This is a genomic window from Halanaerobium hydrogeniformans, from assembly GCF_000166415.1.
GTDB lineage: Bacteria > Bacillota > Halanaerobiia > Halanaerobiales > Halanaerobiaceae > Halanaerobium > Halanaerobium hydrogeniformans.
In genome coordinates, this window is sequence record NC_014654.1 from 484,815 (window position 1) to 511,135 (window position 26,321).

At 35.7% G+C, this 26,321-nt stretch carries 21 protein-coding genes; 18 read left to right on the top strand and 3 right to left on the bottom strand.

Translation table 11 applies throughout. The annotated features are described in order from the left end of the window. Positions 1 to 9 precede the first annotated feature (9 nt). From HALSA_RS02160 to HALSA_RS02205, 10 genes are all read left to right on the top strand, one after another. Positions 10 to 840: an LpxI family protein gene (locus HALSA_RS02160; protein WP_013405003.1), complete on the top strand. Its 831-nt coding sequence runs from the start codon at positions 10 to 12 to the stop codon at positions 838 to 840. After that, a complete protein-coding gene (gene lpxB, locus HALSA_RS02165; RefSeq protein ID WP_013405004.1) occupies positions 834 to 1,991 on the top strand; it encodes a lipid-A-disaccharide synthase in 1,158 nt (385 codons plus the stop codon). The genes HALSA_RS02160 and lpxB overlap by 7 nt, the downstream gene beginning before the upstream one ends. Then, positions 1,984 to 2,562 (top strand): LPS export ABC transporter periplasmic protein LptC, encoded by a 579-nt coding sequence (gene lptC / locus HALSA_RS02170; RefSeq protein WP_013405005.1) that lies wholly within the window; start codon positions 1,984 to 1,986, stop codon positions 2,560 to 2,562. Before lpxB ends, lptC begins: the two co-directional genes overlap by 8 nt. Further along, on the top strand, positions 2,555 to 3,181 hold the full coding sequence (locus HALSA_RS02175; RefSeq protein WP_013405006.1) for an LptA/OstA family protein: 627 nt from the start codon (positions 2,555 to 2,557) through the stop codon (positions 3,179 to 3,181). Before lptC ends, HALSA_RS02175 begins: the two co-directional genes overlap by 8 nt. Next, the gene (lptB, locus tag HALSA_RS02180; RefSeq protein WP_013405007.1) at positions 3,171 to 3,890 is read left to right on the top strand and encodes an LPS export ABC transporter ATP-binding protein; all 720 of its coding nucleotides are present in this window, start codon (positions 3,171 to 3,173) and stop codon (positions 3,888 to 3,890) included. The genes HALSA_RS02175 and lptB overlap by 11 nt, the downstream gene beginning before the upstream one ends. A gap of 15 nt (positions 3,891 to 3,905) precedes the next feature. Beyond that, positions 3,906 to 5,006, top strand: a complete 1,101-nt coding sequence (locus HALSA_RS02185; protein WP_013405008.1) for an LptF/LptG family permease — start codon at positions 3,906 to 3,908, stop codon at positions 5,004 to 5,006. Positions 5,007 to 5,021: 15 nt separating this feature from the next. Continuing rightward, positions 5,022 to 6,302 carry a DUF3084 domain-containing protein gene (locus HALSA_RS02190; protein WP_013405009.1) on the top strand — a complete coding sequence of 427 codons (1,281 nt, stop codon included), beginning with the start codon at positions 5,022 to 5,024 and terminating at the stop codon, positions 6,300 to 6,302. Then, positions 6,295 to 6,714 (top strand): Holliday junction resolvase RuvX, encoded by a 420-nt coding sequence (gene ruvX, locus HALSA_RS02195; protein WP_013405010.1) that lies wholly within the window; start codon positions 6,295 to 6,297, stop codon positions 6,712 to 6,714. Before HALSA_RS02190 ends, ruvX begins: the two co-directional genes overlap by 8 nt. Before the next feature lie 310 nt (positions 6,715 to 7,024). Beyond that, positions 7,025 to 8,833, top strand: coding sequence for an S-layer homology domain-containing protein (locus HALSA_RS02200; protein WP_013405011.1), 1,809 nt, complete (start codon positions 7,025 to 7,027; stop codon positions 8,831 to 8,833). A gap of 97 nt (positions 8,834 to 8,930) precedes the next feature. After that, positions 8,931 to 9,671 (top strand): outer membrane beta-barrel protein, encoded by a 741-nt coding sequence (locus HALSA_RS02205; RefSeq protein WP_013405012.1) that lies wholly within the window; start codon positions 8,931 to 8,933, stop codon positions 9,669 to 9,671. 193 nt (positions 9,672 to 9,864) lie between these two features. Here the strand turns inward: HALSA_RS02205 and HALSA_RS02210 are convergent, their stop codons facing one another. Beyond that, a complete protein-coding gene (locus HALSA_RS02210; RefSeq protein WP_013405013.1) occupies positions 9,865 to 11,184 on the bottom strand; it encodes an ISNCY family transposase in 1,320 nt (439 codons plus the stop codon). A 358-nt stretch (positions 11,185 to 11,542) separates the two neighbouring features. Here HALSA_RS02210 and HALSA_RS02220 point away from each other — a divergent pair, with 358 nt between their 5' ends. The 5 genes from HALSA_RS02220 to HALSA_RS02240 all read left to right on the top strand — a co-directional run bounded on the left by HALSA_RS02220 (position 11,543) and on the right by HALSA_RS02240 (position 18,218). Beyond that, positions 11,543 to 13,405 carry an S-layer homology domain-containing protein gene (locus HALSA_RS02220; protein ID WP_013405014.1) on the top strand — a complete coding sequence of 621 codons (1,863 nt, stop codon included), beginning with the start codon at positions 11,543 to 11,545 and terminating at the stop codon, positions 13,403 to 13,405. Between the two features lie 139 nt (positions 13,406 to 13,544). Further along, on the top strand, positions 13,545 to 14,240 hold the full coding sequence (locus HALSA_RS02225; RefSeq protein ID WP_013405015.1) for an aspartate/glutamate racemase family protein: 696 nt from the start codon (positions 13,545 to 13,547) through the stop codon (positions 14,238 to 14,240). A gap of 25 nt (positions 14,241 to 14,265) precedes the next feature. After that, positions 14,266 to 14,637 carry a VOC family protein gene (locus HALSA_RS02230; RefSeq protein ID WP_013405016.1) on the top strand — a complete coding sequence of 124 codons (372 nt, stop codon included), beginning with the start codon at positions 14,266 to 14,268 and terminating at the stop codon, positions 14,635 to 14,637. A gap of 75 nt (positions 14,638 to 14,712) precedes the next feature. Continuing rightward, a complete protein-coding gene (locus tag HALSA_RS02235) occupies positions 14,713 to 16,209 on the top strand; it encodes a TrkH family potassium uptake protein (protein ID WP_013405017.1) in 1,497 nt (498 codons plus the stop codon). Positions 16,210 to 16,379: 170 nt separating this feature from the next. Next, entirely contained in the window at positions 16,380 to 18,218 is a 1,839-nt protein-coding gene (locus HALSA_RS02240; protein ID WP_013405018.1) for an S-layer homology domain-containing protein, read from the top strand. A 117-nt stretch (positions 18,219 to 18,335) separates the two neighbouring features. Here the strand turns inward: HALSA_RS02240 and HALSA_RS12325 are convergent, their stop codons facing one another. Further along, positions 18,336 to 21,380 (bottom strand): PAS domain S-box protein, encoded by a 3,045-nt coding sequence (locus HALSA_RS12325; protein WP_013405019.1) that lies wholly within the window; start codon positions 21,378 to 21,380, stop codon positions 18,336 to 18,338. A gap of 247 nt (positions 21,381 to 21,627) precedes the next feature. Between HALSA_RS12325 and HALSA_RS12330 the strand changes: the two genes are divergently transcribed. Together HALSA_RS12330 and HALSA_RS13110 are read left to right on the top strand one after the other, a co-directional pair. Beyond that, entirely contained in the window at positions 21,628 to 22,515 is an 888-nt protein-coding gene (locus HALSA_RS12330) for a leucine-rich repeat protein (protein ID WP_013405020.1), read from the top strand. 58 nt (positions 22,516 to 22,573) lie between these two features. Then, on the top strand, positions 22,574 to 23,398 hold the full coding sequence (locus HALSA_RS13110) for a leucine-rich repeat protein (RefSeq protein WP_013405021.1): 825 nt from the start codon (positions 22,574 to 22,576) through the stop codon (positions 23,396 to 23,398). A gap of 99 nt (positions 23,399 to 23,497) precedes the next feature. On the opposite strand, the gene HALSA_RS02260 is transcribed toward HALSA_RS13110, so the two are convergent. Then, positions 23,498 to 24,142: an outer membrane beta-barrel protein gene (locus HALSA_RS02260; RefSeq protein WP_013405022.1), complete on the bottom strand. Its 645-nt coding sequence runs from the start codon at positions 24,140 to 24,142 to the stop codon at positions 23,498 to 23,500. 218 nt (positions 24,143 to 24,360) lie between these two features. Between HALSA_RS02260 and HALSA_RS02265 the strand changes: the two genes are divergently transcribed. Further along, the gene (locus HALSA_RS02265; RefSeq protein ID WP_013405023.1) at positions 24,361 to 26,298 is read left to right on the top strand and encodes an S-layer homology domain-containing protein; all 1,938 of its coding nucleotides are present in this window, start codon (positions 24,361 to 24,363) and stop codon (positions 26,296 to 26,298) included. The last annotated feature ends 23 nt before the right edge of the window (positions 26,299 to 26,321 follow it).

A 26,321-nucleotide genomic window follows, 5' to 3' on the forward strand; every position in this document is an offset into this window, starting at 1 on the left:
TGATTTAAGATGGCAAAAACAGCACTGCTGGCAGGCTGGGGAGATATGCCCCGCCTCTGGGCCGAAAGAGCAGAAGCCCGGGGAGAAGATTTTATAGTAATCAAAATAGCAGAAGAAATAACCGCTCAGTTCTCTGATCTGGATTGCAAGGAGCAGACAGTTAACCTGGCAGATTTTAATCTGCTGCTCGAGCTTTTAAAAAAAGAAGGGATAAGCCGGTTGATCCTTTTGGGCAAGATCCATAAAGAAAAGCTTTTTAAAGATTTTGAAGCTGATCTTAAGCTGAAAATGCTTTTAGCTTCACTACCCAACTTCAATGATGATACCATTTTAAAAGCTCTGGTTGATCAGTTTATAGAATTGGGGATAGATGTCTTAGCTCAGCACTATTTGCTGGAAGATATTTTAGCGAAAAGAGGTATTTTAGCAGGTGATCCTTCAGCCAAGCTGAAAAAAGAACTGGCTTATGGTTTTAAAACAGCCTATAATCTGGGTCGTTTTGATATCGGGCAAACCGCTCTGGTTAAAGATGGAGCTGTTATGGCCCTTGAGGCAGTTGAAGGTACAGATGAGGCGATCAAAAGGGCTGCTAAATTTGGTGGTCCTGGTTTTGTGATGGCCAAATGCAGTAAAAAGGAACAGGATTTCCGCTTTGATATTCCCACAGTTGGCCTTAATACTTTAGAACTGCTTTTAGAACATCAGGCAGCAGGGTTGGTAATCGAAGCCGAAAAAACTTTTATGCTTGATCAGGCAGAATTCTGCCGGAGAGCAGAAAAAGAAGGGCTGGTTGTTGCAGCTGCTTCTTTTGATAAAGGAGAAATGATCTTAAATTGTTAAATATAATGGTTTCTGCAGGAGAAGTGTCTGGAGACATGCATGCTGCTGCAGTTATAAAAGAATTAAAAGAAAAAACTAAAGCTTTAGATATAGAGGTTAATGTGTTCGGGATGGGCTCAACTGCTTTAAAAAAAGCAGGGGCCGAGATAATCATCGATCCCACAGAGATCAGTACCATCGGTTATCTGGAAGCCTTTAAAAATCTCAGAACCCATTTTAAGCATTTAAAAAAGCTGAAAGAACTTTTAAAAGAGAGAAAACCAGACCTGGTTTTTCTGGTTGATTATTCTGCTTTTAATATGAAGCTGGCTAAAGCCTGTGCTAAAGAGGGCATTAAGGCTGTTAACTATTTTCCACCAACCGCCTGGATCTATAATAAGGGGCGGGCCAAAAAACTGGCTGATTATGGAACCCATATTGCAGCTGTTTTACCGATGGAAAGGGATGTTTATCGGCAAGCAGGGGCAGAGGTTACATTTGTTGGTCATCCACTCTTAGATCTGGTAAAGGTCGAGGGTGACAAAAACTCTATTAAAGCAGATTTTAAGATCAGAAAAAAGAAAAAGGTAATCGGGCTTTTTCCCGGCAGCCGCAGGGGAGAGATCAAGGCTCTTTTACCGGAGATCTTAAAAGCAGCCCAGAGATTGGATGAAAATTTCGATCACCTTAGTTTTGTTCTGGCTGCAGCAGAAGGGGTAAAAGATGAATTTTTAAAAGAATTTACTGATGATTTTAAGCTAGACCTAAAAATAGTGCGTGATAATAACTACAGGCTGATGGAAGCAGCCGAATTTTTAATTACTGCCTCAGGTACAACGACTTTAGAGGCAGCTATTTTAACTACACCCCATATAATAGTCTATAAATCCAGTTTAAGCACCTATCTTCTGGCCAAATATTTTTTCAAGATAGAATTTATCGGTAAACCTAATATCATCGCCGGTAAGCAAATACTGCCAGAACTTTTGCAGCAGGAATGTACGGCAGAAAATATCTATGTTCAGGCAGAAGAGTGGCTTAATTATAAGGGGCTTTTGGTTGAAGCAGAAAGAAAACTCCGGGAGGTAAAAGAAAAACTCGGAGGTGGAGGTGCGGTTAAAAAGACAGCAGAATTATTGTTAGCAGAGGGAGGGCTCAAAGGAAATGGATAAAAAACATATTTTTCTGGGGCTCTTTATTTTTATGATAATAGTAATTTCTCTCTTTTTAACCCTTGATGATCCCCCTTTTATAGAACCGAATGATCTAAATGAGGTCGAAGAGGGGGCAGAAGAAGAATTAGAAGATGTCAGGTTCAGCATCATCAACAGAAATCAAAACCATGAACTGAAGTTGATCAGTGAGCGGGTAGATAACTACCAGTCTGAAAATAGGATGGAGCTATACCCGGTTGAAATCGAGGTCTATGACCGTGAAGATGGAGAATTACTCTATACCTTAAAGGGAGATTTCGGTCAGTATTTTACCCGGGAAGACTATATTGAACTCAGGGGTAATGTGGAAATAGAAAGTGACCGCTATTTTATCGAGGCTGATGAACTTGACTACTTTTTAAATGAAGATTTTTTAGAGGGAAGAGATTCTGTGCAGATCAGAGGGGCTGATTTCACTTCTACAGCTAAAAGATTTGATTCTGATTTAAATTTAAGGAATTTAAGACTCTATGCCGAAGAAAATCAAACAAGGGCAGGAGTATATTTTGAGGAGCAGAATGATGAATAAAAAATTTATTACAATTTTATTAATTTTAATAATGATTTTTACGGTCGGAAGTGTAAGTGCAGCCAGGCAGTTAACCGGTGATGAGCTAGATTTTTTAGATAGTGAGGCCGGTCAGATCATCGAGGCCCGCAGAGATGTGGAGCTGCTGTATGATGAGCTGAGAATTACTGCTGAAGATGAGGGTATTTACCACCGCTACAGTGGAGAAATAGAGTTCAGATATAATGTAGAACTTTTTTATCAGGACTATCAGGGTAGAGCCCATGAATTAACCGGTAATATAGAATCAGAGGTTTTTTATCTAGAACAGGATGCTGTTTTAGAAGCTGCTGACAGCTATCTTGAGGCTGATAGGATAGAAATCTATCAGGCTGAAGAAAGGATAGAAGCTTTTGGCAATGCCTATCTAGAATATGAGGATTTCTGGGCAGAGGCAGATGAGATCATCAGTTATCTGGACCGGGAAGTAACCCATTTAAGTGGTAATGTCCGGGGAGAAAGAAATGGAGAAAGATTTTCAGCTAATTCTGCAGAGATAAATCAGGCTGAAAATGAGATAAGACTGAGGGGACAGGCTAAACTGAGTCTACCCGAGGGGGAAGCAAACGATGACAATTAAGGCAGAAGGCCTGGTTAAAGTATATAATAAACTGAGGGTTGTAGATGAGGTTGACATTAAGGTAGAAAGGGGCCAGATAGTGGGTCTTTTAGGTCCCAATGGGGCCGGGAAAACCACCACCTTTTATATGATCCTCGGTTTGATCAACCCCGATGGGGGTAAGATCTTTTTTGATGAACACGATATTTCTGAGCTACCCGTTTTTAAAAGGGCAAGGCTTGGAGTAGGCTATTTACCTCAGGAGGCCTCTATTTTTCGCAAGCTGACGGTTGCCGATAACCTGAGAGCTATTTTAGAACACAAAGATTACAGTAAAGAGAAAATAGAACAGATTACTACAGATCTTTTAGAAGAATTTCATATAGAGGGGCTTAGAGACCGCAAGGGCTTTCAGCTTTCCGGGGGAGAAAGACGTCGGGTGGAGATCGCCCGTTCTCTGGCAGCAGATCCAGATTTTATCCTGCTTGATGAACCCTTTGCCGGGGTAGACCCGATCGCTGTTAACGATATTCAGGATATTATCCGCTATCTTAAAAAAAGAGGGCTGGGTGTATTGATCACAGATCACAGTGTTAGGGAAACCCTTTCTATCACAGATAGAGCCTATATCATGCATGAAGGTAAGATCCTCTTTTCCGGAACCTCTGAGGAGATCTCAGAAAATGAGCTGGCCCGCAAATTCTATTTAGGAGATAAATTTAAAATTTAGTGAGGTGCATCTTTTTTGAAAACAGTTGATAAATACATCTACAAAGAATTGATAGCACCTTTTTTATTCGGGGTGGCAGCTTTTACCGGTATCTTTATCGGTACAGATCTGATCTTTGAGGTGACAGAATATTATATAGAATGGGGAGTAGATGTTTTAACCCTGCTCAGGCTTTTCTTTTTAAGTTTGCCGGAGATAATTATTTTGACCTTCCCGATGGCAGCACTTTTAGGAACCATTATGGCCTATAACAGGCTGTCCGGTGATAGTGAGATAACAGCCATGCGGGCGGGAGGAATCAGTATTATGGCTATAGTCTTACCTGCCCTGATTATGGGACTTGTAACAAGTGGGATTACAATCGCTATCACAGAATTTATTGTACCTGGTGCAAATTATCAGGCAGAACAGATAATCCATCAATTTAAACACGGGGAGCGAAGACCGGATACCCAGTATGACCTCTTTTTAACCCCTTTAGACAGCAGGACGAGCAGACCTGACTATATGCTTTATGCAAAAAGTTTTAATGCCGAAAACGGCAGGATGACAGATGTGGTATTACAGAGCTTTGAAGATGGTAGACCCAGAAGCGTACTTGAAGCAGAGGAAGCCCTCTGGCTGAGAGATGGCTGGAGCTTTTTTAATGGCACAGTCTATTTTCTGGACAGAGAGGACCGTTCACCATCTTTAGAGTTCAGCCAGTACCGTTCTCGGGAGGATATCCATTCTCCAGCCCAGGCTGGTAAGCTTGGTAAGGATATAGATGAGATGAATATCAGAGAATTAAATGAACACATCGCACTTTTAGAACAGCAGGGCAGGGCAGCATATGAAGAGCGGGTTGAGTTCCACCACCGCTTTTCGGTTCCGATGGCAAGCTTTATCTTTGCCCTCCTGGCAGCTCCACTGGGGATCAAACCACAGCGTTCTGCCGGTTCGGCAACAGGTTTTGGGATCAGTATCATAATCATCTTTATCTATTATGTGCTGATGACCATCGGAGATGCTTTAGGCAGTCAGGGTACGATAGAACCATGGCTTGGAGCCTGGCTGCAGAATATAATAATCTTTTTAGTTGGTTCAGGACTTTTATATAAAACGGCAAAACAATAATTTAAATTTTAGGAGGTGGAGATTATTAACGCTTTTGTAATTATCTTTTCAGTAGTATTTTTAAGTGGTTTAATAGCTTATCTTGGTGACAAGATAGGGATGAAGATGGGTAAAAAACGAGTCTCTTTATTTGGTCTCCGCCCCCGTTATTCTTCTGTAATAATTACCATTATTACCGGTGTTTTAATCGCCGTACTTTCAATAACAGTATTATTAGGGGTTTACTCTGAGTTGAGAAATGCCCTCTTTAATATTAATGAGGTATTAACTAGATTAGAATATCTAAATGAACAATTAGAAGAAAGGGACCAGGAGCTGGCAACTAGAGATCAGATGCTGGCCGAAAGAGATGAAGAATTAAGTGATTTACAGCAGACAATAGAGGCCAGGGAAGAAGAAATAACAGACAGGGAAGCTGAGATCTTAGATAAAGAAAGAGAAATTGCAGCCAGAGATCAGGAGATTGCAGAAACAGAACAGGAACTGGCTGATTTAACAGAAAACAGAGATCAACTTTTAGCCCGGGTAGATGAGTTAAGTGCCCAGCGGGATGATTTAGAAGCTCAGATAGATGATCTGGATGAAGAAATTGCTGCCCTAGAGGCTGACTATGATCAGTTAAGGGATCTGGCAAACCAGCTCCAGGCAGGAGTTATCTATTACATGGGTGAAGATATGGTCTACCAGAGAGGTGAAGTAATCTATAGTGATGTTATAGAGGGTGGACGCAGTGAACAGGAAACAATTTCTGAACTGAATCGCTATCTACAGTCAGCAAATGAGGTTGCCAAAGAAAGAGAAATAGAGGTCAATGAAGAAACAGGTATGGCCTTAAGACTGCAGACAGAAGATATCTTAAATGCCGCCCGCGTAATCTATAATATGGATCCAGGCTCCAAGGTTATAGTAAGTCTTGTTGCCAGGGTAAATGTTCCCAAAAATGACTGGCTTTATGCAAACTTCCAGCTTAATCAGGATTTTATAGTCTTTGAAGAAGGTGAACTGATAAATTCCAGGGTCATAGATTCAGACCAGAGCAGTGAAGAAATCGAGGCAGAATTAGAAACCCTGCTTAGATCTGTCAACCAGAGAGCGATCAACAAGGGTCTTTTACCTGATGATTCCGGTCAGGTGGGCAGCATCAACTTCAGCATGTTCTATGATATTGTAAATCAGGTTAGAGATTCGAGTGGTAGGATTGAACTTAAAGTATATGCAGCTTCAGATATCTGGCGTGAAGATAGACTGACAAATAATCTGGAGTTCGAATTAGAGGAGATAAATGACAATGACTGAGGAACTATTATCTTTGGATCCGGGTAGAAATAAAATTGGAACCGCTGTTATAAGCAGAGATAAAGAGGAAAGAGAAAAGACGATAGTAAGCCTAACTGAATTTGAAGATCATTTAAATGAGATATTTGATAAATATCAAATAAACGAAATCATCGTCGGTAATGGTACAGGAGCAGAAAAAATTATAAAAAAGATTGAAAAATTAAAAATAAATAAAAAAATAACGGTGGTTGATGAAAAATTCAGCACAGAAGAAGCTCAGGCCCGCTATCTAAGGGAAAAGCCGATGTCTAGATATGAAAAACTTTTGAGGAAATTCATCTCATGGAAGGTAAAAAAGCCCTTAGATGACTATGCAGCCCTGATTATTGCCGAAAAATACCTTGAAAAACTTGACAAAGAGCTTAAATAACCTTAAAATAGACAGTAGGATAGCCAGAATTTGAAGTTTTTGTGAAATATCTTTGAATTAATTCTTCGATTTTGGATTATCTGTGTTTATTAACTTATGCTTATAATCTCGAAGCTAAAATGCGGTGGAAAGGAGGTGCCCCCCGAAGCTGCGGAGTGGTAGAGATATAAGAGTTCTAAAACTTATACTTAAATCGATTGGACAGATGAAGAGGAAACTAGGCAACTCGCTCGGATGTCCTCTGAGATTATATAGGTCACTTAGAACTTATATAAATTAGATCGAAAACAATCAAGGGGGATAAATAATAATGAGAAAACTTACAATAACAATAGCTTTAATGCTAGTCGTTGCATTAGCTGTTCCAGCATTAGGTGCAGGACATGGTTCATTTTCTGACGTACCTAGTGATCACTGGGCATATGATGCTATCAATTCACTTGTCGCTGCTGGTGTAGTAGAAGGATATCCAGATGGCGAATACAAAGGTCAAGAATCAATGACACGTTACGAAATGGCTGTTATGGTTAGCCGTGCATTAGATAACATCATGGCTGAACAAGAAGCAATGGCTGAAGGTCTAACTGAAGGTCAAGCTGATGACGTAACTGCTATCGTTGAGTCTTTAATGGAAAGAAACATGCCTGAAAGTCTTACAGATCAACAGGCAGAAGAAGTAGCAGATATCGTAGAAGCTCTTACTTTTGAATTAAGAGCAGAATTAGAAGTACTTGGTGCAGATGTAGACGCTCTGTATGAAGACTTTGAAGCTTTAGAAGCTAAAGTAGACGCTATGGACGTACCAGAAGATAACATTGAATTTGGTGTAACAGTAGAAACCATCTTTGAGGTTGCAGATTATGGTGACAATGTAAAAGAAGCTGGTCGCTTATGGGCTGATGGAGATGCATTAGATCTTGATTTAGCTGAGGATTTTGGTGATTGGGAAGATGCAAATGTAGATGAAGCAGACCTTCCTTCTGAGAAGAGATTCTGGCAGGAAATTGGATTCGATGTATATGGTAACGTTGGCGACGCTGACTTCCACTTAGAAGTAGATACTTTAGTTAATGTATTTACCGAAGAAAAATCTGCTTTTGGATATGCAGAAGATGATGAAAGTAACTTCGCAATGGATACAGCTCTTTTAACTGTTGACTATGCTGATACCACTTTCTTAGTTGGAGATCATGTAGATGCTAGTATAGCTCGCTACTTCGTTGATGAAGAAGATCTACAGGGGTTAGCAGTTGTTAAGAACTATCTAGATATTGACTGGACATTCTTAGTAGCCGGTTACGGTGAAGGTGACGAAGAGGTAGGAGATACTGGTATCATATTAAATGATATCGATATTTATGGTGTAACTGCTTCAACCGATATGGACTTCGGTACAGTTACAGGTAGAGCTTATCAGGCTAGACTTCCTGAAGATCAGTTAAATGTACTTGGTTTAGCTGTTTCTAATGTAGCTTTAACAGATGTTGTAACAGTTGGTGGAGAAGTTGCATTTACTGATAGTACAGTTGGATTTAATGAAGAAAGTGACTTCCTATTTGCTGTAGACGGAGAGTTCGTAGTTAGTGATGAATTAACTCTTACTGCTATGTTCGAAACTGTTGGTGAAGACTTCAATAACTGGCAAGGCGACTTAGAAGAAGATAATAATTATGATCTCTTCAATGTAGCTGCGGCATTTGACTTAGATGAAAATAATACAGTTAGTGGATCATATACATGGGTAGATGCTAATCAAGACGAAGATAAGCACACTGTTGAAGTTATGTTAGATAATGTTTATGGTGATTTCACAAACTATGCATCTGTAGAATATACAATGGATGATGATTTTGCAGAAGATCGTGATGTTAGAGTAATCGAACTTGGTACTGAGTATGCATTAGATGATGTAACTACTCTTGGTGCAGCTTGGGTTAACAAAGACATAGACGATGCTGGTACAACTGAAATTAACTATAACTATCTGAAAGGTCATATGAACAGAGAACTTTCAGAAAATACCGTTTGGAATGTAGAAGCTAAATGGATCGATGGAGAATATGAGGGTGATGATGCAGATTCAAGTGCTTTAACTACTTCTCTAACAGTAAGCTTCTAAATAGACACATATAAAGAAATATAATGACCCGGGGGATTTTCCCTCGGGTTTTTTATTTGCAGGAAAATATTGTTATTTATTATGAGGAGGATTAGAATTGAAAACAAAAATATCTTTATTGGTTTTGGTTTTAGTAATGGTTGCTTTATTGTCGGGCAGTGCAGCTGCTTCTGATTGGCAGCTTATCGGTGGTTTTAATATTACTAATGTTACTTTAGATACTTATAATGAGACGATTCGTGATTTGAATAATATTGCAGAAACAGGTGTTTTAGGAGGAAATCAGTTATTCACCCCATCTAATGTGGAAAAGATGGATGAAATTGATAGGGTTCCATTAATTTATTTAGGTGTTAAAAGACCGATTAATGATAACTGGGATTTAAATATTCGATATGAATATATTTTTGGTGAAGTAGAGCAGAGTTATGATGCTGAGGAAGTTAATAATAGTGGCATTCAAGGACCACATGAAGGCTCAATAGCTGTGGATCTTCATGGATTAACTTTTTTAGCAGATTATAATATTGATGAAAACTGGTATCTTAGTGGGGGGATTGGTTATCATTGGGGTACTAAAACCACTGATTTAGAAGGTGCTGTTTACCAGACATTAGATGCTTCTCCTGACAGCAAATTAGAGGCAGGGAAAAATGATTATGATCTCAGCAATGGTATCAGTGTTAGAGCTGGGGTTGGTTATGTGAGAGATTTTGCTGATAACTGGGATATAAATGCTAAAATCGATTACCTATATATTGAGCTTGAGGATGAACAGCAGGGTAATATCTACAGTCGCGGCTTTTCTTATACTATCGGTTTAGGATACGATTTTTAAATTAAATATAAAGACAAATATTTTCTACTAGACTCCCTCTATGCCAGTCATAAGAAGGAGTCTTTTTTTATTTTTCTGGACAAAAAAATCCTATGTCAATAACTTTTGAAAATGTCACTTTTTTATACCAATTTTATCTTGAGAAAATGTCACCCCCAAAGGGGAGATATGTTTGGGGTTTAAACCAAACATATCAGGCAATTTGAGTGAGAAATATTTTTTCCAGCATTTTCAGTATATCGTGATCACTGTCTTCAAAAGTTACTTTTTGCCAGGCTTGATGTCCATATTTATAATAATGCCCATCGTCTGGTCTGTATTTGTTATTAGAATTAGTTTTACTCTTTTTAACTTTTGATTTTTTATGTTCAGTCCAATGGATAACATCATAAATTTTTTCACCATATTGTGCTTTCACACCGAATTTAGGACTAAGAAGAACTTTGATTTTCGATTTTGGATAGACTGACATACTATTAGTAACGACCTTGAAGCGCTGATTATAAAAAGAAAAAGTTAAACCATTATCAAGTATTCTTTCTTCCTTAACGCAAAGTATATTATCTAGACAAATTTTTTCAGGAAGAGTTCTAAAAGCGCAAATGGTGTCTTCAGGTGCTACAGCAAATTTTTCATTAAATTTGATTAAGTAGCCAGCAAAAAACTCATTAGCCTGCTCGATAGTGGATATACCTGCTATCTTAAATTCAACAGGCAGTCTGCTTTGAAGAGTATCCCATAATCTTTCAATACGTCCTTTAGCTTGCGGTGAGCGTGCAGGAATCATAGTAATTCCAAGTTCTTTCATGGCTCTTCCAAACTGAGTATCTTTAACAGTTTTACCAGCAAGTTGTTCTTCAATTGTAAGTTTGTCTGCCTTAGGTGAACGGAAGATAGTATGTCTATCAGTATAAATACTGACGGGTATACCATAATTTAAGACCACAGATCTTAAAGTTTCAAAATATCCCTGTCGGCACTCGTTTTTAGTCATGTAAAGGCCCATTATTTTACCGGTGGAATCATCTATGGCACCATGAATGTCATATTTTTCTCCCGTACCAAACCAATCGTGTGGACTGGCATCAATTTGGATTAATTGGCCTTCTTTTGCTTTGCGTTTACGACGGTTATGAACTTTCTTTTTGCGATGCTTTTTGGGACTTTTGACACCATTGCTGCTTAAAATAGTATGAAGTGCGTTGTAACTAATGGTGATGTTTTCATGTTTTTCTAGTAATTCTTGAAAATGCAGGAAGTTAGCACCTTGATACAAGTCGGATTTTTTCAGGGCAACAATTTTACTGATGAAATCCTCAGAAAAAGCATGAATAGGTTTACGACCTTTATTTTTATGAACTAAAAATGATGGACCTTCTTTTTTCACACCTTTCTTCAAACGAATTATTTGGCGAACACTAAGGTCTAAAGCCTGTGCAGCTTCTGAGTTGGTCATACTTTTATCAATGACCATAGAAATGACATGATACCTATTCAATTGTGTTTGGGACATAAGATAATATTTTTCTCCTCTCATAGTGACATTTTATCAAGATAATTTCACTATGACATTATCACAAGATAATCACATGGACAAAAAAATCCTATTGCCAAATATTTTAAACGGTGATATAATTTCGAATCATGGAGTTAAATTTTTAAAACTGGATTATATTCTCTTGGCTAGTTTACGTAGGAAAGGAGGTGCCCCCGATACGTCTGCTGAGAGTTATAGTAGTTCTAAAACTTAGATTTGAATATTGGACAGATGAAGAGGAAACTAGGTTACTCGCTCTGATGTCCTCTGAGATTATTTAAGTATTTTAGAACTTAAATAGATCAATTAGAAAAATCAAGGGGGATAAATAATAATGAAAAAATTAATAATAACAATCGCTTTAATCCTGGTAGTTGCATTGGCGGTTCCAGCATTTGCTTCTTTTTCTGATGTACCTGCAAATCACTGGGCATATGATGCAATTAACTCACTTGTTGCTGCTGGTGTAATTGAAGGTTACCCAGATGGAGAGTACAAAGGTCAGCAGTCAATGACACGTTATGAAATGGCTGTAATGGTTAGTCGTGCTTTAGACAATATTATTGCAGAACAGGAAGCAATGGCTGAAGGTCTAACTGAAGGTCAGGCAGCAGATGTAACAGCAATAGTTGAGTCTTTAATGGCAAGAAATATGGCTGATAGTTTAACAGAACAACAGGCTTCAGAAGTTGCTGATATCGTAGAAGCTCTTACATTCGAATTAAGAGCAGAGTTAAGAGTTCTTGGTGCAGACCTGGATGCTCTTTTTGAAGATGTAGAGGTTTTAGCGGCTAAAGTAGATGCTATGGATGTTCCAGAAGATAACATCGAATTTGCAGTAACAGTAAAAACTATCTTCGAAGTTGCAGACTATGGTGACAATGTAGGAGCAGCTATGAGATTATGGGCTGATGGAGATGCTTTAGATTTAGATCTTCCAACATGGGATCCAGCAGCTTCATTAGAAGATGCATTAGATGCAACAAATAATGATTTATCTGAAGAAAGTATTGCAAATGCACTTGGAATAACTCCTGAAGAAGTTAATTTAGACTGGGAAGATGCAGATGACCTTCCTTCTGAAAAGAGATTCTGGCAGGAAATCGGTTTCGATGTCTATGGTAATGTTGGAGATGCTAACTTCCATCTAGAAATGGATACCTTAGTTAATGTCTTTACTGCAGAGAAAAGTGCTTTTGGTTATACAGAAAATGATGATAATAATTTTGTGATGGATACCGCACTTTTAACTGTTGAATATGCTGATACCACAATCAAATTAGGTGACTTATTGGATTATGGTATAGCTAGATATTTTGTAGATGAAGAAGATCTTCAGGGTTTAGTAGTTCATAAAGATTATTTGGATATAGACTGGATATTCTTAGTTGCTGGTTATGGTGATGATAGTGAGATAGATCTTTATGGAGTAACAGCAGCAAAAGACATGGATTTCGGTACTGTTACCGGTAGAGCTTATCAGGCTCGATTAGCTGATGACCAACTAAATGTACTTGGTTTAGCGGTTTCTGATATTGCTTTAACAGATACTGTAGTACTTGGTGGAGAAGTTGCATTTACCGATAGTACAGATGCTCCATTTAACAATGATAGTGACTTCCTGTTTGCTGTAGATGGTAAATTTATGGCTAGTGATGATCTAACAGTAACAGCTATGTTCGAAATGGTTGGCGAAGACTTCTCTTTCTGGCAGGATGATCTAGAAACTGATCAAGAATACTACAAAGTTGAAGTTGGAGCTGTATTTGCTTTAGATGCAAATAATAGTATCAGTGGTTCCTACAAATTTGTAGATGCAGATGTACAGCCTGAAGACGAAATGACAGCAAAAGTAAGATTAGATAACCTCTATGGTGATTTCAATAACTATGCTTCAATCGAGTATGTTATGAATGATGGTTTTACTGCAGATAGAGATGTTAGAGTAATCGAACTTGGTACAGAATATGCCTGGGATGAAGTTACAACTTTAGGTGCAGCCTGGGTTAACAAAAATGATGAAACTGATGGTACAAACAACATTAACTACAACTACCTTAAAGGTCACATGAACAGAGAACTTTCAGAAAACACTGTCTGGAATGTTGAAGGTAAATGGATCAAAGGTGATGTTGGTTCAGAAGAAGTTACTGGAGAAAGCAGTGCTTTAACTACTTCTCTAACAGTTAAATTCTAAATAAAAGAATTATATATAAACAATCAACCGGGAGTATTATACTTCCGGTTTTTCTTTTGCCTTAAAAACAGGAAAATTGTAGTTGATATTGAACTATATTAATACAGAAAGATTGATATATTTTACTGGGGGAATCTAGATGAAAACTATTGCTTTAATTGGTGGGATGAGCTGGGAGTCATCACTTGAATATTATAGGATGCTCAATCAATTCGTTAAAAAAGAGCTTGGAGAGCCGCATTCTGCAGAAATTATTATGTATTCTGTTGATTTTGCTGAATTTGAAAAGCTTCAGCATCAGGGCCAGTGGGAGCTTTTAACCGAAAAGATGATAGAGATAGCCCTTAAATTAGAAAAAGCAGGTGGAGATATACTTTTAATCTGCACAAATACCATGCACAAGATGGCAGCTGAGGTTGAAGCTGCAATCAATATTCCTCTCCTGCATATTGCTGATAGTGCTGGTGAGAGTATAAAAGAAATGGGCCTTAATAAGGTTGCCCTGCTGGGAACTAAATTTACCATGGAAGAAGATTTTTATAAAAAACGTTTAAAAGACAATTATCAGCTGGAGGTATTGATACCTGAGGCAGAAGAAAGAGAGATAATCCATAATGTTATCTATCAGGAATTGATTTCTGGAATCATTAAAGAGCAATCAAGGACTAAATTTAAAAAAATAATCGAGGCTCTTAAAACTCGGGGTGCAGAAGGTGTTGTTTTAGGTTGTACAGAAATACCACTTTTGATAAAAGATGAGGATGTTAGCATTCCTGTTTTTGCTACTTCCCAATTACATGCTAAAAAAGCTGTTGACTTTGCCTTAAAAAGTTAATCAATCTATTAGGGGGGATTCTTGCATGAGATTTAAATTTGCCACGATAGAAGTCAAGGACCTTGAGAAATCTTTTAAGTTTTACACAGATGTATTAGACCTTTCACTTGTGAGAAGATTTAGTCCCAGAGAAGGAGTAGAGATCATCTTTTTAGAAGACCGCAATGGTAACCAGCTGGAACTTATTGAAGACCAAAATGTTAGAGACTATATTGAAGAAAGAGCTTCTAAAGTTCAGCTTAGTTATGAGGTAGATAGTCTGCAAAAAACGATGCGTTTTTTAGCTTCACAATCGGTAGAAATAGTTGGAGGTCCTGTTGATATTCAAACAGGTAGATTTATTATAATCGAAGACCCGGATGGCGTTAGAATAGGACTTTTTGAAGAGAACAAATAGTATTAAGCTTAAGGGGCTTCACTTCTATTCTAGCTGTGGAGCCCTTTTAAGATTTTGATTTCAGGAGGAAAGTAAATGATCAAGTCAAGCCGAGTGAATGCAATATTTTACTATTTAAGTTATCTGCTTTTTATATTAGCAATTATTTTATTATTTCCTCTTGCTTTGGCATTTATTTATAGGGAGGGTAATAATCTTTATCAGGCTTATTATTATACTATTATATTGTCTGCTTTCACTGCCATAATTTTAAAGGTATTGAGTGATAAAGATAACAAGAACATAAATTTAACTACAGCCATGCAGCTTTGTGCAATTAGCTGGATTGTAATATCTTTTTTTGGTGCTTTTCCTTTCATATTCGCTTTAGAAAAATCACTGATTGATGCTGTTTTTGAGTCAACAGCTGGTTTTACATCTGCCGGTTTAACAGTTTTTATCGGGCTTGATTTTATGCCGAAATCTATTATTTTCTGGCGGAGTTTAATGCAGTTTTTGGGAGGGCTTGGAATCTTAACTTTCTTTTTATTAATTTCAACCAGGGCTGGTGGAGAAAGCTGGCATTTTTTCAGTGCTGAAGGACATAAATATAATTTATCAAGACCGGTGCCCAATATTTACCGTACGGTTAAAATTTTATGGTCAATCTATATTGTATTTGTTATTGCACAGACTATAATTTTAAATTTATTGGGGCTTTCTTTTTTTGATGCTTTAAATATCAGCTTTACCACCATTTCCACCGGTGGATTTACACATTATGACCAGAGTATAGCTCATTTTGCTGCTAGTGGCTATCAGTACTTTAGATTAATAGAATATGTTATTATCTTTTTTATGTTTTTAGGTGGGGTTAACTTTCTGCTGCATTTTCGCTTTTTTACTAAAGATTTTGCAGAAATTAAGAATAACTCTGAATTTCAAACCCTGCTCAAAATAATATTCTATGGAACACTTTTTCTTTTTGTAACAATTGTGCTTTTAAATACCGCAGTCGATAGTTCCATAGAGGAGATATTTCGAAAAAGTCTTTTTCAGATTACTGCCATAGTTACTACCACTGGTTTCAGTACAGAAAGTATAAATTCTTCATTTTTCCCGGTGGCAGCCAGACAGCTATTTTTATTATTGATGCTTATCGGAGGAAGTGTTGGTTCTACCTCTGGTGGTATAAAAATTATGAGGCTTAATATCTTAAGAAGCCTATTTAAAAGAGATATTAAAAAGATATATTATCCCAGACATGCTGTTTTACCGGTAACTGTAGATAAACAAATATTATCTAAAGATGAAATCTATAAGTTGACCGGTCTTGTGACCTTCTGGTTAATTTTGATAGTGATCGGTGGGATTATAACTGCACTTTTTTCTGATTTAAATGGATTAGAAGCTTATTCTACCATGTTTTCTGCCCTGGGTAATATCGGGCCATCTTTTATTTCAACCGAAAGAATGCTTTCTTTATCACCGGTAATCAAGTTCACCTATATTATTGGTATGCTGGCCGGTAGGTTAGAAATATTACCACTGATTATTCTTTTTTCCAGAAAAGCCTGGAAATCTCAGGCTTAATTTTGATATCTTAAAATATAAATGATATAATGAAATTTAGTAATTGGATTATATTTCTTAATTGTTTAGGAATTAGCATTTTAAGAAAAGGAGGTAGATATTAGTTCATTTTGATTATATTAAATATTTAAGTTTGACCTAGATAAAAAATAATTGGAGGTTAAAAAAAGATGAAGAAATTAACGCTGATAACCGCTTTATTTTTAATATTTGCTTTAGCTTTACCAGTATCAGCATCTTTTTCTGATGTGCCTGATGGTCACTGGGCATATGATGCTATCGATTCCCTTGTTGCTGCTGGGGTAGTAGAAGGATATCCAGATGGGGAATACAAAGGCCAGGAAGCCATGACTCGTTACGAAATGGCTGTCATGGTAAATAGGGCCTTAGATAATATGATGGCTGAGCTGGAAGATAGAGATGATGGTTTAAGCTATCAACAGGCTCAGGAAATTTATGCAATGGTAGAAGCACATATGGAAGCCAATCTACCGGAAGAATTTACAGATGAACAGGTAGAAGAAGTAACAGAAATTACCGAGGTTTTAGTTTATGAGCTGAGAAATGAATTAAGGCTTTTAGGGGTAGATATAGATGCTTTAGTAGAAGATCTTGAGGCTTTAGAAGCTAGAGTAGATGCTATGGATGTTCCTGAAGATAACATAGAATTTGCTGTAACAGTAGAAACCATCTTTGAGGTTGCTGACTATCCAGATGAAGATGAAGAAATCGGAGCAGCAATGAAATTATGGGCTGATGATGATGCCTTAGATTTAGATCTGCCAACTTATGATGGAGATATAGTTACTCCTGAAGATGGAAACTTTGATCCTACAGCAGATGATTTCGACTGGGGAGACGCAGATGATCTTCCATCTGAAAAAAGATTCTGGCAGGAAATAGGTTTCGATGTTTATGGTAATTTAGGTAGAGCTGATTTTCATTTAGAATTAGATACAATAGTAAATGTATTTAGCGAAGAAAAAAGTGCATTTGACTACAGAGAAAATAATCAGGAAGATTTTTTAATGGATACAGCCCTATTAAGCGTTGATTATGAGGGAGAGCTATTTAATACCCTACAGGCTGGAGATCTTTTGGATTACAGCATAGCTACCTATTTTGTAGATGAAGAAGATCTACAGGGAGTAGAAGTAACCACAGATTATTATGGTCTTGATTGGACTTTCTTAACTGCCGGTTTTGGTGATGATGAAGTAGATGATATCTATGGAATCAGTGCAGCTACTGAAGTTGATTTTGCCCTGGTTACAGGTAGTGTATATCACCTTAGAGGTACAGATGGTAAAACCACTAACTTCTCTTTAGCACTTGAAGAGATAGCTTTAACAGATGCTGTAACTTTAGGTGGAGAGCTGGTCTTTAATGATTCTGAAGACGAAGATGATATTCTCTTCAATCTAAGCGGAGAATTTGCTGCAAGTGATGAATTAACAGTATTTGCCGGTTTTGAAACCGTAGGTGAAGACTTCTACGCTTTTAAAGATGATCTAGCAGGTGCTGAAGAAGGAAATAATGTTGACTATGATAAGTTCAATCTGGGAGCAGAATTTCTTTTAGATGCAAACAATACTATAACAGCTAATTATAGTCTGGTTCAGCCAGGTGATAATTATACTGTTAATGATGAAGATGAAATGGCTGTAGAACTTAGATTGGATAATCTTTATGGTGACTTCACAAACCATGCCTTAGTTGAGTATACTATGGATGATGGTTTTGCAGCAGATAGAGATGTTAGATTTATCGAAGTTGGTACAGAATATGCCATGGATGAAGTTACAACTCTAGGTGCAAGCTGGGTAAATAAAGATATTGATACCGATACAGGCACTGAGCTTAACTATAATTATCTCAAAGGTCATCTGAATAGAGAACTTTCAGAAAATACGGTTTGGAATGTAGAAGCTAAGTGGATTGATGGAGAATATGAAGATGAAGATGCAGATTCAAGTTCACTTACTACATCTCTAGCAGTTAGCTTTTAATTAAAGCAATCAAGCAAAAACTAACCACCTGGAAATTAAAACCCGGGTGGTTTTTATATATCTAATATGGTCCCAAAAGTTAATATCATAACATAAAATCTTCTTAATTAGATAAATTTAAGAATTTTTTTGCATCATTGCAGTAAATTCTAATGCTAATTCTGGATCAAACTGACTGCCCGCACATTTTTTGATTTCTGCTAATGCTTGCTCTTTGGTTATAGCCTTACTGTATGGTCTCTCATTGGTCATTACATCATAAGCATCTATAATTGATATTATCCTAGCTAAATATGGTATTTCTTTTCCTTTGATTTGGCGGGGATATCCGCTTCCATCCCATCTTTCATGATGTGTATATATTTCTTCTGCTATGACAAAGAAGTCTTTTGAAGAGTTTGCAATTTTATATCCTGTTTCAGGGTGTGACTTCATTATTGCCCATTCTTTTTTTGTTAAAGGATCTGCTTTATTTAACAATTCTTCATCTATAGTTATTTTGCCAATATCATGTAAGCTGGCAAGCAGTGATAATCTGTTTGATTCTAGATTAGTTAAACCTAACCTTTTAGCAAATTTTGCGGCTAACTTCTTCATCCTTAAGGTATGCTCTTTTGTTTCATTACTTTTTACCTCTAGACTATTTAACAGCCCTTTAACTATTTTACTTTTGGTACTGCGGCTTTCTAATAATTTATTTTGATACATATTATCATCAGCTTTTTTTAAAACACTATTTATATCCTGGCCTGCCTTAGTTTTTGAGGCTGTACCTAATGCTATTGAAACCGTTAATTCATCTTCTGCAGTTTCTTCAGTTTTTTCTTTGATCCTATCTACTATTTTTTGAGCAGTTTTATTTTTTGTTTTAGCTAATAATATTATAAACTCATCTCCACCATAACGAGCTATTATATCTTCATCTTGTATTTCTTCTTGCAACAATTTAGCACTTTTGATAAGCAGTTGATCTCCTTTTTTATGGCCTAAAGAGTCATTGATAAGTTTTAAGCCATTGATATCTGCCATGATAAAGCTGATCGGCAGCTGTCTTTTGGTATCAAGTCTTTCTAATTCTGCTTCAAAAAAACGCCTGTTATAAACACCAGTTAAACTATCATTAAAGCTCAGCTCAATTATTCTTTTATTGTTTATGTTTTTGGCAAAGGCATTTTTAAGAACATTAGTAAATATTTTTAAAGAACTAATATTTTCTTTATTAAATTTGATATTTTCAATTTTATAATCGAAACCAAAACAACCAAAAAAGTTGTTATCGATAAACATGGGTAAAACAATTAATGAATCAAAAGCATAAGTTTCTAATAATTCTTTTTCTGCTTCAGCACAAGCTGGCATATCAGATATATCTTCAATATTTATAACCTCATCATTTGCTAGCTCTTTGGTCCAGCAGGGGAAATCATCTATAGCCAAACTTTGTTTAAAATTTTTAAAAGATTCGATATCATCAGCACACCATTCATGACTATAATACATACGTTTTTCTGCTTTTGAAAACTGAAATATAAAGCCTCTATCTACATTGAAAAACTTTGCTATCTTTTCTAAAGCTTTATTTAATTTCCTGTCTATATTTGCAGAATTTACTTCAAATAATAAGCTTGAAATTTCAGCAAGGGTCTTTTGAAACTTAAGTTGAAAATTCAATTTTTTACTCTGCTTTATCTTCGCGGTTATATCTCTTTCTATTCCAATATGAGCATATATTTCTCCTTCTTCATTTCTTATTGGTGTTATTTTAAGTTCACAGATAAATGTTGAACCATCTTTGCGTCTGTTTAAAAGCTGTTCTGTATGTATTTTGCCTTCTGATATTTTCTCATACATTTCTTGCTGGATTTTTTCTGATAGTGGCTCAGCATTAAAGATCCCTGGCGTTTTATTTTCCAATTCATTCAAACTATAGCCAAAGAGCTCTTCAGCAGCTTGATTGATATATTTTATTTTAAAGTTATTATCGGTTAAAACAACTGAATCTGAAACATTTTTTAATGCATTAGCTAAAAAAGCAATTTCTTTTTCCTTTTCTTTTCTTTCGGTAATGTCCAGCCCAATAGATTGAAATTCTTTTAAATTACCCTCTTCATCATAGATTGGATAGTCAGTCCATTCATGCCAAATCTTATTACCGTTTGCAGACAAAATTTTGTGTTGATAAGTTATTTCTTCTTCGTTTTCGGTAAGTTTTTCAAGGTGTTTTAATATCATTTCATGCCTATTCTCAGGGATAAAGCTAAGAAATTTTTTGCCTAAGAGTTCTTTTCTGCTTTTACCCATATTTCTGCAGTAGGCATCATTAACAAATGTTAAAGTGGTGTCAGGTAAAAATCTGCAAATCATTTCTTTTTGTGTTTTAACAATATTTTCATACATTTCTTTAGTAGAGATTAGTTCTTCTTTTAATTTTTTACTATCGCTAATATCCATTATGAAACCTACTATTTTATTACCACTTTTATTTTTCACTAAACCTGCTAGTTCTTTTACCCAGCTGATTGTCCCATCTTTTTTTATTATTCTGTGTTCATATTTAAGTTCTACATCTTTTTTAAGATCAAATATAGGCTGGTTTTCTTTAATCACATAATCTCTATCATCAGGATGTATTCTCTGCAAAAAAGCAGCAAATGTACCTTCAAATTCACCTTCTTCAAGCCCAAAAACTGCTTCACATTCTTTAGACCAATACAATGAACCACTATTAATATCATATTCCCAAAGCCCGGCATTGGCAAAGTTTAGTGCTTGGACAAACCTTTTTTGATAAGTTTTAAGTTTGTTTTCAATCAGCTTATAATCTGTTATCTCATCTATGATTATTTGGGCACCAGTAATTTCTTCTTTTTCTTCTATAGCTGTAATAAAAACCTTGCTCCAGAAATGTTCTCCCCAAAGAGATTCATATTCCATTTCAAAACTTCTTGTATCACCAGTTTTTAAACACTGCTTAAGTTCTGCAGAAAACTGAGTGTTTTTTAATAGATCAAAATCCAATAGATTTATTTTTTTACTTTCTTCTCTGCCCGGAGAACCAAGAAGTAATAACATATGGTCATTGAGATAATTCACATTACCTTTTAAATCACAGGTTATTATACCAACTGGGCTTTTTTCGGTTAATAATTGATATTTGCTCATTTTAGCAGATCACCACCAATGAAAATAAATATTATTAGATAACTTAATTTTTATAATTCTATGAAAGGTGCAATATTCCTTTAATAATTATAAAAATTTTATTTATTTGACAAAATAAGACATTTTATATAAAAAAATTTAGTTATGAAAGAGTCTCCTTAAAAAAATAAATAAAGGAATTAATTAAGTTATAGTGAATATAATAATATTAATATAAGATATTAAACATTAAAGATAGGTGAATTTTATGCTAAAAAATATTTATTTTTTAAAAAAAGACAACTCTGCTTTCACAATGATTGAACTTTTAGTAGTTATAGCAGTTTTAGGTATTTTAGCTTCTATTGCTCTGCCAAGGATGTCAGGAGTAATCGAACGGGCAAAATTTGCTTCTGATCAAGCGGCAGCAAGAAATCTGAATAGTGTAACTTCAGTTTATAGGTCATCTATATCTTCAGATCCATTTAGCGATCAATCGAATACAAATCAATCTCTGCTGCAGATATTAGCAGATAATGATTATATTTCAGATGATTTTGAACCTCAAAGTGAAAATATTGAGTTTGCCTGGCTCTTTGCAGAAGAGAGATGGTCTTTGTCATTTGAAGATAAATTTTATGTTGTTTCTGCAAATGACGGCTTAGAAATTCATAATAATGGAATGTTAGGTGCTTGGAGTGGTAATGATCATATTTACTCTGGGATTGGGGAAAATATATTTATACCTTTTTCAATAAATGACACTACTTTAGAAAATATTGGGCGTTATGCTTTTTATAATGTCGGTTTAAATAATTTGGAATTTGAAGAGGGAAGCCAAATAAAAAAGATACACACTGATGCTTTTCATAATAATAATCTTTCAACTATTAATTTACCTGATTCAATACAAGAAATTGATATGAGATCTTTTAGAAATAATAATTTAACCGAAATCCATCTACCAGCGAGTTTAAATAAAATTGAACAAGGAGCATTTGAGGGTAATGAACTGAATAAAATAACTATAGATTCATCAGAAGTAGATATTGGAGAAGATGCTTTTGGAGCAAATACAGAACAATTCAAAAATGCTTATGCTGATAATGGTGCAGGAACTTACATTTGGGATGGGGAGAATTGGATAAAACAATAATAGATTCACTACTTGATGCCTTTTAAATTTACTAAGATCACATAGGGACGTGATTCTGATGCGAAAGCTTAATAACACAAAAGGATTTACTCTAATAGAATTAATTGTTGTAATAGCTATACTTGGTATACTTGCAGCTATTGCAGTACCTAGGTTTTCTGGTGTTATTAAGCGTGCCCACATTTCTGCTGATCAAACTAAGGTAAGGGCATTGAACAGTGTGACTTCGGTAGCTAGAATGGCACTGCTTTCAGAGGACCCCTTTATTGATAATAATGAAACAGATCAGCAATTAATTGCTTTTTTACAGGGGAGGGGCTACTTAGATGATGGGCCGATTGAGCCTCAGACTAGAGATGCAGAATTTAAATGGTCCTTTGATGATGAGAAGTGGTATCTTATGATAGGGGATTCTTTAACACATTATTTGCTCACTACAGATGACTATGAATCTTCAGAGGATAATGTTACTACTCTATTTTCATTAAATAATATAGAGCATATCGGAAAGTATATTCAGATCCCAGAAGGAATAAAAGCCATTCACGGTGGAAGTGATGACGCAGCTTTTTGGCAAAAAGGCCTTGAATCTGTTATTCTACCTGATTCATTGGAAGAAATTCGCGCCCATACATTTCAGGGAAACAACTTAAAAGAAATTTTGATACCTAATAATGTGCAAAACATTGGAAACAATTCCTTTTATAATAATCCGATAACAAAAGTTACTATAAGTGGTGATCAGGTGAATATAGAAGACCGAGCTTTTGGAACAGGGTGGTCAGAGGCAAAAGAACAAACAGATGCTTTTAGAGAGGCTTATTCAGAAGGTGGTGCTGGTACTTATGAATGGACCGGTGATAAGTGGATTAAGACTAGGTAATAATTTTAAAAAGAAAGATAACATCACAAAAAAAGCACAGAAGAGATGGGTTTCTCTTCTATGCTTCAATTTTAAGAAAAGTATTTTTCCTTAAATAATTTAAAACTTCATTCCAAGACTCAAGGTGAATTTAGAATATCCAAGATCTAAGTCAATATCATCATTTGTATCTGATATAGTTATATTAACATCACCTTTATTAACTGAATACAAGCCTTCAATCACATAGTTTCGACCAATATTATATCCTAAACCCACTCCATAATATAGGCCGCCATTTACATCAACATCTTCTACATTAAATGTATCAGTAATACCTGATATGTCTGCATCTATAATACTATAACCCAATTTACCGACAAGATAAATTGGTTCATTTGCAAGATCGTACTGTAATAGAGCATATAAAGCAGTAGAACTAAAATCAACATCGATCGTATCAGAGCTAGAAGATTCATATAACAAATTAATAAAACCTGTTTCTAAATCCCTATTTAGTTGATATGTAATGCCTGCACCTAAGCTCCACTGACTATCCTCCAGAGGAACCTTATATTCTCCAATTAAAGAAAAATCAGTTGCTACATCTACAGCTGGTAAATTTAAACCTTCATAATTTAATTCTAATTCGCCAAAAAAATCTGCACCTAACCTTGCTTCAAAATAACCTGAACTTTCAGCCATGACCGTACTACTAAAGATTAACATTAATACAATTAAGACTCCTAGAACAATTTTTTTCATCAACTTTCCCTCCTGTATATATATTATTATATTGAATTATATTGGTAATTAAACATAAATTATAAAAATCCTTTATTTTTTTGTAAAAATTATAAAAATATTCTTTTAAGATTGTAATTAAATTCTTTTTTGTTTTTCGTATTCTTCTGGATATAAAAGACTATTACTGATATAATTAAGTTAAATATTGTCATATTTAACTACAAGGGGGAAATTATGTGCTTAAAAAATTAACTTTAGCAGTAGCTATTGTTTTGATTTTAGCTTTAACCATGCCGGCTTTAAGTCTTTCTTTAACTGATGTGCCTGCAGATCACTGGGCATATTCAGCAATTGAAGAACTGATTGAGTCAGGGATAGTAGAAGGATATCCTGATGGAGAGTATAAGGGCCAGCGGACAATGAACCGCTATGAGATGGCTATTATGGTCAATAGAGCTTTAGATAAGATAGCTGCTGAACAGGAAGAACTTGCTGAAGGTTTGAAAATGGGACAGGCAGAAGATACAGCTGCCATAGTTCAATCTTTATTGGAAAAGAATTTAGGCCAGGGACTTACATATGAACAGGCTTCTGAAGTTGCAGATCTGGTAGAAGCGCTGACTGCTGAGTTTGAAGAAGAACTTGCAGTTATAGGAGCGGATTTGGATCTTATCTCTGAGGATTTAGCAGCCCTGCAGAGGGAAGTAAATGCTTTAGATCTACCAGAGGATAACTTGGAATTTTCTCTGGATATAGCTACATATTTTGAAGCTGCAGCTTATGATGATGATGAATTAGAGAGAATATTGGCTGCTTTTATCTGGGCTGACGAAGATGTTTTAGATATCGATGATATTAATGACATTGATGAATTACCATCTAAAAAGAGATTCTGGCAGGAGCTGGATTTTGTAATCAATGCTGAAATTGGTGATGCAGCCTTTAAACTGGAAATGGATACTTTAACAAATGTATTTACTCAAGAAAAAAGCGCATTTGATTATCAGGAAGAAGATCAGCCTGACTTTAAAATGGATCAAGCTCTTTTAACTTTTGATTACAGAGAAGTACAGTTAAGAATGGGAGATTTTGAAGACTATAATATAGCTCGTTATTTTGTAGATGAAGAAGATCTTCAGGGTGTAGAATTAAGCACCAACCAGCTTGATATGGATCTCAAATTTCTGGTAGCAGGTTATGGTGATGACTCTGACTTTGATGTCTTTGCTATTGAAGGTAGAAGTGAAACTGATTATGGAGTGCTAACAACTAAAATTAATCAGGTTCGTAGAGATGCTGATACCTGGAATATAGAATTAATAGATTTCTATTTTGATACTATATTTGTTGATTTTGTGGTACCTGCTGAAAGACTGACTAATGTTTCTTTAGCCATCGATGATTATTACTTTAACGATAATCTGCTCTTTGGTGGAGAATATGTTTATAATGAATATAAATATGGTGATGAAAGTCAGGATGACTATTTACTTAACTTTTATGCAGATCTTTTTGCTTCTGATCAGTTAAAATTAAGTGCAGTATATGAAAGTGTTGGTGATGAGTTTTTTGCCTATCAGCATGATTTAGAAGCTGCCTTAGCTTATGATCTTTATAAAATTGGAGCTGCCTATGATTTCAATGAAAATAGCTCTGTAATAGGTAGCTATACTCTGGTTAAACCGGGTAGCATCTGGGATGATTGGTTTGGTGATGATTTAACTGCTGAAGATAAAGATAAATATGAGATAGTATTTGAAAATGATATGAATGGATTCAATAATTCAGCTAAAGTGGAAGTTGTTAAAAATGAGTTGTTTTTTGACAATTTTGACGAGAGAACAGTTACCTTAAAAACTGCTTATGACTGGAATGAAAAAACTACCTTGGGAGCTAAGTTTGTAAATAAAAACATTTCCTGGGCTGGAGAAGTTAATGATGATGGGACTCTCAGAGAAATTGACCTGGATTTGGACTATAAATACTTAGAGGCATTTATGGAAAAGGCTTTAAGAGAGAACCTGAGCTGGAATATTACCGGTCGCTATATTATGGGTGACGTAGAATATACTGATTCTGTAGGCTTTGAGTTCATTGATGGTCAGACATACAATAGTTTTGATCTTGATACAAAATCTTCGATGATCAAAACAGGCTTAATAATCAGCTTCTAGAAAACCTTAAAAGCTGAAAATAA